Below are 12,739 nucleotides of genomic sequence, written 5' to 3'. Positions count from 1 at the left end.
GTTACTGTGCGTCGGCCAACCGCGCTACGCGGTCGAGGCTGTCGGCGTCGGCCGCGGTTTTGTCCTCGCGGACGCCGATGAATCTGGGAAACCGGAGCGCGTACCCCGATTCGTACGTCGGCGATCCCTGGATCTCCTCGTAGCCGACCTCGAAGACGACCTCGGGCGCGATCGAGACGGTCTGTCCGGACTCGTGTTCGATGTGCGGTTCGAGCCGCTCGCTCAGCGATTCGAGTTTTTCGTCCGTGATCCCGGTCGCGACCTTGCCGAGCGTGGCGTAGCCGTCGCGCTCCGCGGCGGATCCGTTTTTCGTCGAGTGCTCTCCCGCTCCGTCGACGCGCGCCGACAGGAGGAACGTGCCCAGGAGGTTCGCGCGGCGACCCTCGCCCCACTCCGCGCCGGTGACGACGAGATCGAGTGTCTCCACGTTGGGCTTGCGCTTCAGCCAGTTTCGACCCCGCTTGCCGGGCGCGTACGTCGACTCCGGCTCTTTCAGCATAATACCTTCGTGGCCCGCCTCGAGCGCCTCTTCTTCGAGCGCCGCGATCTCGTCGGGATCCGACGAAACGGCGGGTTCGGCGAACGCGTCGGTCCCGCCGAGCAGTTGCCGGAGGCGTTCGTGTCGCTCGTGCAGCGGTGCATCGAGCAGGTCTTCGCCGTCGACGTGCAGGCAGTCGAAGGCTCGCAGTTCGACGCGCACCTCGTCGCGCATCCGCTCGACGTCGTACTTCCGGCGGAATCGACGGAGCACCTCCTGGAACGGGAGCGGCGACCCGTCGTCGGCGACGGCGACGACCTCCCCGTCGAGGACGACCGGGACGTCGACCGCGCGCTCGACGAATTCGACGACCTCGGGGAGGGGATCGGTGACGTCGTCCATGTTCCGCGAAAAGAGCGAGACGGACTCCCCGTCGGCGTGGACCTGCACCCGCGCGCCGTCGAACTTCGTCTCGACGACGGCTTCGCCCCACTCGTCGATCGCTTCGGTGGCGCTCCCGGCCTGCGCGAGCATCGCCTGTACCGGACGGCCGACCTCCAGCCCGATCTCTTCGAGTCCCGCGCGTCCCTCCTCGCGGGCGACGCGGGCGACCATCCCGTAGTCGTTCGAGACCTGCAGCGCCCGTTCGACGGCATAAACCGGACTTTCGTTCTCGGTGGCGTCGTCACTACCCTCCTCGGTGGCGTCGTCACTACCCTCGTCTGTGGCGTCGTCACTGTCAACGTCAGTGGCGTCGCCGCCATCCACGTGGTCACCATCCACGTCGTCGCCGTCACGTGCTTCCAGAAACGCCGCGGCGATCGCGTCTCGGACGGTTCCTTCGCCGACGCCGATCCGCATCTCGCCGAGGACGAGGCGGGCGAGGAACGTCGCTTCCGACGACGAGGCGCTGTTGAACAGTCCGAACAGCGTGTCGAGCCGTCGCTTCTCGCTCCCGTCGCCTGTCGTCGTCGCGATCTCCCGCAGGCGCTCGTCGACGGAGGCGACGGTCAGCGCCTCGCTGTCGGCGTCGGTAAACGCGTCGAGACCGCGCTGGCCGCCGAAGTCGTAACTCCCCGCGACCGCTCCGATCTCGCCGATGTCCGCGAGTTTGGTCTCGACGTCGTCGGCGTCGACGTTCGGTCCGGCCGCGCGGGCGATCGACTCGTGTACGAGCGCGGGTCCGACGTCCAACGTCATCGCGTCCCACGCCGGATACACTCGACCCTGCAGGAAGCGCACGACGATCGGCAAGTCCTCGACCGCATCCCGGAGGAGGTCGCTGACGAGGTCGGTCGTCGCCAGATCGCCGGACTCCTCCGCCATCTCTTCGGCGCGCGCTGCGAACTCGGCGAACTCCATCGGCAGGGAGTATCGCACGGTCGGATAAGAGTCCGCCGACTCCGGGGTGGACCGCCTCGCGGCCGATATGCGACGTTCGGTGCAGAAGCTCTCGGAGTCGAGGCTCCCGCGACCGACTCCCATCGCACTGTGGGCTGACAGTCGGCACACCGCTCGCGACCACGCCCTCGCGGACGCCGTCGACTCCACTCCCGCGTCGTCGTGCCGAACGATCGCGAACAACGCGGGATGGCTGCTACGTCACGCGGGTGCTGGCCGCTCGATCGGTCATAAACCCTCGCGGCCGAGAGTCTCCGGATCCGCCGAAGCACGGGATTCAAGCCGCCGGGTCTCTCACGGACGGCTATGACCGATGAACTGGCGGACGCGGTGCGCGACGCGCTCGCGGTCGACGTCGAGGAGTTCGAGTCACAGGCGAGAGCCGACGCCGAGGTGCTGAAAGCCGAACTCCGCGAGGGCACGTTCGACAACCACCAGTCGATCGTCGGGCTGGAGTACGAGTTTTACGCCGTCGCCGACGGCCGGTGGGCCGCCTCGGACGATGCCGACGTCTACGCCCTGATGCGCGTGCCGCGCCGCCTCCTCGATCTCATCGGATTCGAGAAGGAACTCGGCCTGCACAACGCGGAGATGACGACCAGTCCGCAGCCGCTGAACCCCGACGGTTTGCGCGCCCAGGAATCGGAAGTCCGCGCGCGGCTCGGGGCCGCACTCGACTGCACCGGCGCGGAGGGAATCCGCCTCGTCAGCGACGGCCTGTGGACGATTCCACCGGCCGGAGAGACCTCCCGAGAGTACCTCACAGGCAGCGTCGAGGCCGACGGAATCCGCATCGCGACGAACATGAGCGACTCGGTCCGGTATCACGCGATGGCCAACGGCCCGACCGCCTCCGAGGAGATGGCCGTCGACGCGCCCAACGTCACGCTCTCGGCCGACACCGTGATGCCCGAATCGCTCATTACCTCTATTCAGCCGCACTATCAGGTCGCACACGCCGCCGACCTGCCGACCTACTTCAACTACGCGCTGCGCGTCGCGGGTCCGCTGCTCGCGCTCGGCGTCAACTCCCCGTTTTTCCCGCCGGACCTGTACGACGACGTCGGCGCGCAGAAGATCCTCGCCGACGGCTACGCCGAGAACCGAATCCTCGTGTTCGAGTCGGTGCTCAACACCGACGAGACCGAGAAGGTCACGTTCCCCGAGGACCTCGAACACGTCGAACAGGCGGTCGACCGCGTCGTCGACGACGCGACGATGGTTCCGATGCCCGTACCGGAGGGCAACCGCTTCGACGACGAGTTCGCGACCCTCCGCCGCAAGCACGGCACCTACTGGCGCTGGGTTCGCCCGGTCTTCGACGGGGCGTCTCGGTCGTCGGCGAACGCCCGCATCGAGTTCCGACCGATCGCCGCACAGCCCACCGTTCGCGACTCGATCGCCTTCCAGGCGACGTTCGCCGGGCTGATGGAGAGCCTCCCACGGCGGCAACACCCCGCGACCGACCAACCGTGGTCGACCGCCCGCGAGAACTTCTACGGCGCGATGCGCGAGGGACTCGACGGCGGGCAGCGGTGGATCTGTAACGACGGCGCGGAGACCATCGACGTCGAAACCGTCTACGAGGACATCTTCGCACACGCGGTCGACGGGCTCACCGCTGCTGGCTGTTCGGAATCGGAGGCCGAGCGGTACGTGAGCCCGCTGCGTGCCCGCGTCAAAAACGAGAAGACGCCCGCCGACTGGAAGACCGAACGCGTCAGGGAGTACCTCGCCGACGGTGACAGCTTCGCCGACGCGGTCTCGGAGATGCAGCGCGACTACGTGCGGAAGCAGCGCGAGACGCTCCTCGACGGCTCGTTTGCCGACTGGCTGTAGGCGGACACGGAGGAACGAACGGCGGGAATCGGCGCTTGCAGTTCTCCGATTACGCGGCGCTTGCAGTTCTCCGATTACGCGCCGCTCGCGACTACCGAAACCGAGTAGGGAAAATCAGGTGCCGTGCGACGGTCGCTTACAGGACGTCGGCGAAGTCCTTGTGCTGGGTGATGTCGACGCCGTCCTCGGTGACGACGCAGACGTTGATTCCGTTTCCTGACGCGAGGTCGCGTTCGACCGCGCTCTCGATCGCGCGGGCGGCTACCGTTTTCGCCTCGTCGATCGTCAGTTCGTCGTCGTATTCCTGTTCGAGGACGCCGAGTGCGTACTGGCTGCCGGAACCGGTGACAGTGTACTCCTCTTCGAGGATCGATCCGGCCGGATCGATGCTGTAGATGTGCGGGCCTTCATCGTCGACGCCGCCGAGGATCGGTTGGACGATGTAGAACGCGCCCGAGCGGAGGAAGTTGCCGAGGAGCGTCGAGAGCGCTTGCATGCTCATATCCTCGCCTCGTCGCGCCTCGTACAGACGGACTTCCGCGCGGATCGAACTGATCAGCGACTGCGCGGCGGAGACCGACCCCGCGATGGTGAGTGCGCCGGTCGGGTGGATCTCCTCGACCTTCTGGACGTTCTTCGAGGAGACCATGTGACCGAGGCTGGCTCGCATATCGGTCGCGAGGACGACTCCCTCGCTCGTCTTCAGACCGACGGTGGTCGTCCCCGTCTTGGTCTCTTTGTCGCCCGCCTGTTGGGCCCGCTGTTCGGCGTTCGAGAACTCGCCGAGTTCAGGAGAGAACACGCCGGAGTGCTCGCCGTTTAGTGGATCGAGACGCCCCGAAGCGTCGTCGCTCATAGGAGTACGCATTACCCGCAGTAGTCGCCCGTCGCTGATAAATGCCACCCTTCCCACTGCTGTTGCCCGTACTGGTCACGACGTGCGGCGAGGTGATTCGTGAGTGTCGTGTCTGTGGCAGTAGTGAGTGTTGTTCTGTGGCAGTAGTGGGTGGCGGGTGTAGTCGTGACAGCGGAACACCGACCCACAGATCCGTCCATCGATATCGACGAATCGTCTTGTCAACACGCTTCGTCAAGAAACAGTCGGTGGGAACGGTCGGTATCAGCTTAGCGCCGTTGTCGGCGTCGGTCCGCGTGCTCGTACGTTCGCTCGGCGGATTCGATGAGAGATCGGATGGGGAGGGTGAGTCCTAACTGGCGCGCGACGAGCGCGAAGGGCATTGCGAGGATTCCGAAGAGCAGCGTCGTCTGGTACAGTAGGAAGGCCGCGCTCCGGTGCAGGTCTGTTGTCATCGCCTTGAATGAGCCGGAGCGACGGGAGTATATAAACTTTCTCTGTAAGGAACGTTCATCAATCTCGACGCAGTATTGCGATTCAATGAAATTTGCAGTGGGAACAAATACAGTTGTCTGGTGGGCCGTTCACGCCGTAGGAACGGCGTCATCAGTCAGGTTCGTCGGCATAACTTATGCGGAGTATTGAAGTCGCGTACGCGACCACCGATCGACTCGATCACCGATATTCGACGGCATACACTGTGAATGACTCGCATTGACGCCAGCGAACCACAAGACACGAAACCCCACGGGACGTGTCTCGCCTATGAGCAACTACCTCGTCGCGATGGAGGCCGCGTGGCTGGTCCGCGACGTCGAGGACATCGACGACGCGATAGGCGTCGCCGTCAGCGAAGCAGGGAAACGACTCAACGACCAGAACAAAGAGTACGTCGAGGTCGAAGTGGGCGTGACGCCGTGTCCCGCCTGCGGGGAGCCGTTCGACTCCGCGTTCATCGCGGCGAACACCGCGCTCGTGGGACTCCTCCTCGAGATCAACGTGTTCAACGCCGACGGCGAGGAACACGCCTCCCGAATCGCGAAGAGCGAAGTCGGCGGCGCGCTCCGCGACGTTCCGCTCTCGGTCATCGACATCGTCGAGACCGAAGAGGACGCCCACGAGCGCGACGACTGATCGGTCGTCGATCGGTCCCGACGCATCCCCCGAAACCTTTTCGTATAACTTTCGGTAATTAGTGGTATGGAACTCCCGACCCCGCAGGACCTGCGCCAGCGTCGCACGGAGTTGGATCTCACCCAGAGCACCCTCGCGGAGATGGCCGACGTCTCCCAGCCGCTCATCGCCCGCATCGAGGGCGGCGACGTCGACCCGCGGCTTTCGACGCTCCGACGCATCGTCAACGCGCTCGAAGAGGCGGAGGGAAGCGTCGTCCGCGCGTCCGATCTGATGAACGAACACGTCGTGAGCGTCGCTCCCGACGACTCCGTCCGCTTCGCGCGCGACGTGATGTTGGACGAGGGCTTCTCGCAGCTCCCGGTGATCCGCGACGGCCGCCCCGTGGGCATCATCTCGAACAGCGACATCCGGCACGCGCAGGAGGAGGACGACGTCGGCACGCTTCCGGTCGCAGACGTGATGCGCGAGTCGGTCACGACGGTCGAACCCTCGGCGACACTCGAAGAGATCGATGCCGCGCTCGATCACCACTCGGCCGTGCTCGTCGTCGAGAGTGGCGAGACGACCGGCATCGTGACCGAAGCCGACGTCGCGGCGCACCTGTAGGCAGCTGAGCCGCTCCGGATCAGCTCCGGACCCGCTCGCGTTCGTCCCGGCCGCTACCGTCGGTGGATCCGCATCGGCACCTCGTCGTCCGGTTGGTTCGTCATCTCCGGTGAGAGCGTCAACTCCGCGCCGTCGGGCCGCTCGAAGCGGTACCTGCGAATGAGTTCCGCGAGCGCGACGCGCGCTTCCACGCGCGCGAACGTCTCGCCGATACACCGTCGCGGCCCCGCGCCGAACGGGAGATACGCGTCGTCAGAACGGTCCCGCTCGCGCCACCGCGCTGGATCGAACGTCTCGGGGTGCTCCCAGAAGCGCTCGTCGCGGTGCATCGCGAAGACCGATACGAGCAGTTCCGAACCGGCAGGAATCACGCTGCCGTCGAATTCGACGGATCGGGTCGTTTCCCGCGGCAGCGCGTGCACTGGCGGATACAGCCGCAGGCTCTCGTCGATCGCGCGTTCGAGCGTTTCCAAGTCGTCGAGGTGGTCCCAGCCGACCGGATCGTCGCCGACGACGTCGTCGATTTCGGATTCGACCTCGCGGTACACGTCGGGGGTCGTCGCGAGGCAGTGCAGCGTGAACGTCAGCGCCAGCGCCGTGGTCTCGTGCCCGGCGAAGACGAGACCGATGAGCTGATCGATCGCGCTGTCCGCGTCCGGCGCGTACTGATCCGCCGCGCCGCCCGCGCTGTCAGCGCCGGGATCCGACCGGATCATCGTCGCCAGCGCTGAGACGAGGCTGTCGTCGGGTCTCGCGTCTCCGTCGGCGTCCGCGAGCAACGCGCGGAGTTCCCTCCGGAGCGTCGCCTTCGCCTCGTCGAACCGCCGACGGCTCGGCGTCGGGATCCAGTTCGGGAGCGCCCACGTCACGGGGTCGAAGTAGGCGTTCAAATCGTCCGCCGCGCGCCTGAGGTCCTCGCGGTTCGACTCGGGGTCGAAATCCAGCAGCGTCGTCGCGAGCACGTCGAAGGTGAGCGCCTGCATCTCCGAGAGCGTCTCGATCGTGTCGCCGTCGTCCCACGGGGTCGCCCGCGCAACCGTCTGCTCACGCATCGTCGGGAGCATCGATCGGATCTGCGGGCCGAAGAAAAACGGGTTGAGGAACTCCCGCTGTTCGCGCCAGTCGTCGCCATCGGCGGCGACGACGCTGGTCCCGAACGCGAGGGCGAAGTCATCGGTCTTCTCGAAGGCGTCGCGTTCGGAGACGAGCACGCGAGTCGCGTGCGTCGGGTGAGCCACCACGTAGCGATCACCGACGGGGAGTTCGATCCGGAACACGTCGCCGACGTCCGCGACCGCGTCGGTGGTAAACGTCAGCGGATCCCGAGCGAACGAGACGGCGTTGCCCAGAAGCGGCAGCCCGTTCGGTGCCGACGGGCGGGAGTCTGTCATCCGTGTCCCCCCTCAGAGTTCGAGTCCACGGACCGACACGCCGTCGCCGGATTCGACCCGGCCGATCACGCGACCGTCGGTCGCGTCAGCGAGCGCTTCCGCGGCGTCGGGTGCGAGCGCGCAGACGAATCCAGTGCCCATATTGAACGTCCGGTGCATCTCCTCCTCGGAGACGTTGCCCTCCGCTCGGACAAACTCGAAGACGGGTTGCGGGTCGAACGCGTCCTCGACGACGTAGCGGTGGTCGCCGAGCCGTTCGAGGTTCGTCCACCCGCCGCCCGTCACGTGAGCGGCCGCCCGAACGCCGTGCTCGCGCATCGGATCGAGCAAGTGCGTGTAGAGTCGCGTCGGTTCGAGCAGTGCCTCGCCGAGCGTGTCGTACTCGCCGAACGGGCACGGATCGGTGTACTCGTGGTCGCGAGTGACGGCGGCGCGCGCGAGCGTCAGCCCGTTGGAATGGATGCCGGAGGAGCGAAAGCCCACCAGCGCGTCGCCCGGTTCGGCCTCACCGGGGAAGATTGCCTCCTTCGCGGCGAGTCCGGCGCAGGTCCCCGCGAGGTCGAGACCGTGGATCACTTCGGGCATCACGGCCGTCTCGCCGCCGACGAGTTCGAGGTCCGCCTCCTCGGCTCCCGCACTGAGTCCCCGTCCGACCTGTTCGGCGAAGGTCTCGTCGGGTGCCTCCACCGCGAGGTAGTCGACGAAGGCGACCGGGCGGACGCCCGCGGCCACGAGGTCGTTCGCGTTCATCGCGATGCAGTCGATGCCGATCGTCGAATAGTCGGCGAGCGCCTCGGCGACGAGGAGCTTCGTCCCGACGCCGTCGGTCGCGAGCGCCAGGTACCTGTCGCCGATGTCCAGCAGGCCCGCGTAGTCGCCTTCGCTCTCGCCGACGGCCCCGATCAGCGCCGCCGTCGCCGCCTCGCTCGCGTCGATGTCGACGCCCGCGTCCGCGTAGGTCAACTCGTCTTCCGCTCGGTTCCCGTCTTCCGCTCGATTCTCGGAGCCGTCCCGCTCCGATAGGCCACCGTCGTCAGTCATACCGGAGTCGCCGTCGCCAGTCATATCGGAATCCCCGTCTCGGGGGGAGAAAATACGTCCGGTCTCGGCGTCGCTCTCGCTCGCGCGGTTGTTCTGATCGATCACCGATTTTGACCCAAGAACTTTGCCCCTGCACGTTGCCGTCGAATCTGCAACCCCGTCCGTTGGCATCTCCTGAAACGACCGTAGATTTGGTTTTGAACGGTCTACTGGATTCTGAGCGCTTTATAAAACATCACTAAAACGTAACCACCGCCCGGTAAATCGTCGCGAAACGACTGAACGCTCGTCCCGTTATATGTGGGTCCCCGTCGTAGGAGGGAGTAAGGAGATACAGATGTCAAGCGTCCCCCACACCCCCGACCTCCCTCTCGAACGCGACTCCCTCCGTCGCGGTTTCGGCGTCGCGAGCGCCGTTATCAGGACCGGCCTTCGGAATTTGAAAGCCGTGAGCTTCTGGACGGCGATCGTCCTCCCCTTCACGTACGTTCCGCTGCTCGTCGGCGGACTGACCGGCGGTGAAGCCCTCCTCTTCGCCGGGCTGATCGCTATTAACGCGCTCGCGTTCGTCGGCGGCCACGGATACGAGCCGACCGAGTCGACCGAACCGCGTCGGGCCTGATTTTCAACCCCCCACGGACACCGGCGCAGAAGCCGAGTCTGAGATCAAAATCCGAATCCGAGGAGGAACGCGCCGACCGTGAGTGCCAACGCGGGGACGAAGAACGCGACGAAGACCACCTTGCTCCACCCGAGGACGGTCTTCCCGTCGAGCGGACCGAACGGCAGCATATTGAACGCCGCGAGAAAGAGATTGATCATCAGCCCGCGCGACCCCGTGAGCGCGACGAAGTCCGAGCCGACGAGCACGCCGACGAAGAACAGCGGTAGAAACAAGACCGCGAGTGCGACGTTCGTGGCCGGTCCCGCCAGCGCGATGAGTCCGTGTTCGCGGGGCGTGAGTCGCCCGCGGTGGTACACCGCCCCCGGGGCCGCGAAGATGAACCCGGCGAGCGAACTCACGAGCGCAAGAAAGAGCATCCCGTAGTCGGCGCGGAACTCCGCAATTTGACCGAACCGGACGGCGACGACTTTGTGGGCCACCTCGTGCAGGAGGAAGCCGACGCCCGCGGTCAGGAGACTCAGGAGGACCGGGCCGACGACGCCGCCTTCGAGAATGCCGACGACGGCGCGCTGGCCGCCGCCCGCGAAGAAGATGGCGAACGCGACGCCGAGGGCGGCCCAGGCGAGGACGAGGTCCTGAATCTCCTTCGCGCTGAAGGAGAGCCGAGAGACGCTCACGGGGCGATCGCCCCCCAGAGGATCTCCCAGCCGTTCTCTGCACCCTCGAAGAGCAACCGCGTCACGCCCGCCGCGCCACCCAGATCGAGCGCGAACAGCGGGAGCAGGTACGCGACGAACAGCGCGGACGCGACGACGCTCCCGATGTTGGTCGCGGCGACGACGACGATGAGGCGGAACAGCGGCACCGCGAACAGTTCGTTGACGAGGTCGCCGATCGGTTTCTCTTCGTCGGCGAGCAGTTCGTTGAGCGTCCCGATGTCGGAGACGTTGACCGGATCGTACTGGAGTTCGATGTACCCGGTGAACCAGCCGGGCGCGAGGAAGGGATTGATCGACGTCATCCACGCCACCGCGCCGCCGACGAGCGAGGAGGTCCACCGCGCGCCCGCCGCCTTCGCCAACCCGGCCGCGAAGAGGCCGTTGATGAGGAACCACGCGCCGAACAGCCGAAGCAGCGTGTCGTCCCCGGCTGACGAGAGCGCCAGAAGAATAAAGAAGCCGATCACGACGACTGAGATCCCGGTTCCGACGATTTTCGCCCACGGGATTCTTCCACCGGAGGTCCCGGTGATGGACGACATCGGCGGGAGCTCCTCGGGGTGTTCGAGGTAGCGTTCGATCCCCTCGCGGTGTCCCGCGCCGACGACGGCGACGACGTCCGCCCCCGTCTGCCGGAGTGCGAGCAGTTTGTGTGCGATGAACGCGTCGCGCTCGTCGATGAGCGCCGCCGCGCCGCCCGGAGAGAACTGACGGAACTCCTCCATCATCGCGCTGACGACGTCCACGTCGGTCATCTGCGACATATCGAACTCCTCGACGTCTTCGACCTCTCCGTATCCGAGCGTCGACGCGAACTGCCCGACCAGGCCGCCAACGAGCACGCCGACGCCGATACCGACCGCCATACTGCCGATCACGCGGGCGGTGAAATCACCCAGTAGATCGACGACCGGGGCTGCGAAGCCCAGGCCGACACCGCCGATCCCGCCGACTGCGACGCCCATTCCGAGAGCCGCGATCAGTCGATCCTCACCGGAGAGTAGCGACGCGCCGAACACCCAGACGGCGATGGCCGCGACGACGCCCAGCACCGCGCTTCCGGCGATGGCCGAGAGCACCGGCAGCCCCAGCCCCACGCTCCCGCCGAAGATCGCAACGAGCGGGCCGAGTACCACGCCCAAGAACAGCCCGAACGCGAGTCCGACGCCGCGGCTGTCGCCGACGCCGAACGCGAGGCCGCCGATCATTCGGAACTTCTCGACGATTCCCATCTGCGACCAGAATCGCTGCATCGTCTCGTTGATGTCGCGGTCGACGAGCGCGACGTCGATGCCCAACTCCTCGGCGGTCTCGACCGCAGAGAGCATATCCGCCCCGGGCGTCACGTCGAACTTCTCGCCAAGCCGGGCCTGTACGTACGACAACATCCAGTAGGCGATGAACTGAAAGACGGTGTTGCCGCGGAGCAGATCCCCGGGTTCGAGGTCGTCCGGTTCGCCCCCTTTCAACTGTCGGTACCGCCCCTCGTCGAGTTCGACGGCGACGACGTCGGGGCGTTCGGCCTCGATCGTCTCTTCGACTTCTCGCACGCTCTCCTCGGAGACGTGCGCGGTGCCGACGACTCGGACGCGACCCGCTTCGGCCGCTTCCTGACTCATTGTGCCTCCTACCGCGCCGTGGTTTTTACTCCTGTCGGAGGATCCGCGGGACGCCGACGCCTCCGCCGAACGCACACCCATTGGATCGCTGAAATTATAACATCCCCGAGGAGTATACCACGTATGGGAGACAGCGCGGTGCGTTCGGACGGCGGCTCGGACGCGCTGTTCGGGAACGCCGTCAGGACGCCACTACCGGATCGCCGGGCCGAGCGCCTCTTTCACGAGAATATGTCCGCGGTCGCGGAAGGTCGCGAGCGGAAAGCGGAGCTGCTGGCGGACCCGTCAGTCTCGGTGATCAAAGCCTACGAAACCGAATTCGAGCGCGTCGCCGAGAGCTTCAGGCGGCGGCTCCGGCACATCGCCGGTGACGACTACGAGGAGATCGCCTACGCGTATCTCCGCGGGGATCGCGAGGACCGTCTCGGCGAGCTCACCGCGTACTACATCGAAGGTCTGTGGCGGATCCAGCAGCGCTCGACGATCTCGGAGATGCTGTTCTTCCCGCTGATCATCAGATACCCGGACAGCTTCACGATGAACCTGCGATTCGCGGCCGCGCACTCGACGACGGAGTCGATGCCGTTCGAGTCGCCGCAACACGCCGACATCGACGACGACGCCCCGCACACCCAGCAGTACTTCGACGAGAGCCAGTACGAGCAGGAACGGGCCGCCGACTACCTCCGCGAGACGGCGCAGATCATCCGTGAGCAGTTCCCACACCCCGATGAGGTTCCCTTCGAAGAGCGGAAGTACGGCGGCGTCGTCTCCGCTGGCGGTCGCCGCGAATCGACGTTCACCGAGATGCTCGCACCGGTGCGGCCCGACCCGGGTCGGTTCTCGGAATCGGTCACGGAGGCGACGCTGGTGCCCGCGGGAACGGAGGCCGAACGAACCAAACGGCGGTACCTGCCCGCGGCGAAAGTGATTATCTGAGCGTGGGCGTCGGTACTTGGGCGTGGGCGTCGCTTTCGCTCGCTGCGAGCGACTGGTAGGATTCAAATCCATCCGGAGAACCGAACTG

At 66.1% G+C, this 12,739-nt stretch carries 12 protein-coding genes; 5 read left to right on the top strand and 7 right to left on the bottom strand.

Translation table 11 applies throughout. From position 1 onward, the window contains the following. Position 1: 1 nt before the first annotated feature. Complete coding sequence (ligA, locus tag FJT57_RS06130) at positions 2-1,840, bottom strand: ATP-dependent DNA ligase LigA (RefSeq protein ID WP_144903015.1); 1,839 nt, start codon at positions 1,838-1,840, stop codon at positions 2-4. A gap of 345 nt (positions 1,841-2,185) precedes the next feature. Here ligA and FJT57_RS06125 point away from each other — a divergent pair, with 345 nt between their 5' ends. Further along, positions 2,186-3,718 carry a glutamate--cysteine ligase family protein gene (locus FJT57_RS06125; protein WP_144903012.1) on the top strand — a complete coding sequence of 511 codons (1,533 nt, stop codon included), beginning with the start codon at positions 2,186-2,188 and terminating at the stop codon, positions 3,716-3,718. 136 nt (positions 3,719-3,854) lie between these two features. Here the strand turns inward: FJT57_RS06125 and psmB are convergent, their stop codons facing one another. Further along, the gene (gene psmB / locus FJT57_RS06120) at positions 3,855-4,586 is read right to left on the bottom strand and encodes an archaeal proteasome endopeptidase complex subunit beta (RefSeq protein ID WP_144903009.1); all 732 of its coding nucleotides are present in this window, start codon (positions 4,584-4,586) and stop codon (positions 3,855-3,857) included. A 257-nt stretch (positions 4,587-4,843) separates the two neighbouring features. Further along, complete coding sequence (locus FJT57_RS06115; RefSeq protein ID WP_203229117.1) at positions 4,844-5,029, bottom strand: hypothetical protein; 186 nt, start codon at positions 5,027-5,029, stop codon at positions 4,844-4,846. A 310-nt stretch (positions 5,030-5,339) separates the two neighbouring features. Between FJT57_RS06115 and FJT57_RS06110 the strand changes: the two genes are divergently transcribed. Together FJT57_RS06110 and FJT57_RS06105 are read left to right on the top strand one after the other, a co-directional pair. Beyond that, the gene (locus tag FJT57_RS06110; RefSeq protein ID WP_144903004.1) at positions 5,340-5,708 is read left to right on the top strand and encodes a DUF555 domain-containing protein; all 369 of its coding nucleotides are present in this window, start codon (positions 5,340-5,342) and stop codon (positions 5,706-5,708) included. A gap of 66 nt (positions 5,709-5,774) precedes the next feature. Next, positions 5,775-6,317, top strand: coding sequence for a CBS domain-containing protein (locus tag FJT57_RS06105; protein WP_144903001.1), 543 nt, complete (start codon positions 5,775-5,777; stop codon positions 6,315-6,317). Positions 6,318-6,370: 53 nt separating this feature from the next. Here the strand turns inward: FJT57_RS06105 and FJT57_RS06100 are convergent, their stop codons facing one another. Then, positions 6,371-7,708, bottom strand: coding sequence for a cytochrome P450 (locus tag FJT57_RS06100; RefSeq protein ID WP_144902998.1), 1,338 nt, complete (start codon positions 7,706-7,708; stop codon positions 6,371-6,373). Between the two features lie 12 nt (positions 7,709-7,720). After that, a complete protein-coding gene (gene purM, locus FJT57_RS06095) occupies positions 7,721-8,749 on the bottom strand; it encodes a phosphoribosylformylglycinamidine cyclo-ligase (RefSeq protein ID WP_394348809.1) in 1,029 nt (342 codons plus the stop codon). 337 nt (positions 8,750-9,086) lie between these two features. Between purM and FJT57_RS06090 the strand changes: the two genes are divergently transcribed. Then, complete coding sequence (locus tag FJT57_RS06090) at positions 9,087-9,371, top strand: hypothetical protein (RefSeq protein ID WP_144902992.1); 285 nt, start codon at positions 9,087-9,089, stop codon at positions 9,369-9,371. 44 nt (positions 9,372-9,415) lie between these two features. On the opposite strand, the gene FJT57_RS06085 is transcribed toward FJT57_RS06090, so the two are convergent. After that, positions 9,416-10,069: a zinc metalloprotease gene (locus tag FJT57_RS06085; RefSeq protein ID WP_394348808.1), complete on the bottom strand. Its 654-nt coding sequence runs from the start codon at positions 10,067-10,069 to the stop codon at positions 9,416-9,418. Then, positions 10,048-11,712, bottom strand: coding sequence for a TraB/GumN family protein (locus FJT57_RS06080; protein WP_144902986.1), 1,665 nt, complete (start codon positions 11,710-11,712; stop codon positions 10,048-10,050). The genes FJT57_RS06085 and FJT57_RS06080 overlap by 22 nt, the downstream gene beginning before the upstream one ends. A 123-nt stretch (positions 11,713-11,835) precedes the next feature. On the opposite strand from FJT57_RS06080, the gene FJT57_RS06075 reads away from it, so the two are divergent. Next, entirely contained in the window at positions 11,836-12,651 is an 816-nt protein-coding gene (locus FJT57_RS06075) for a hypothetical protein (RefSeq protein ID WP_144902983.1), read from the top strand. Positions 12,652-12,739: the final 88 nt, after the last annotated feature.

Source organism: Halobellus captivus (assembly GCF_007655485.1).
Lineage (GTDB): Archaea > Halobacteriota > Halobacteria > Halobacteriales > Haloferacaceae > Haloquadratum > Haloquadratum captivum.
The sequence above is the reverse complement of the archived record's forward strand: the minus strand, read 5'-3'. Positions and strand labels throughout refer to the sequence as shown.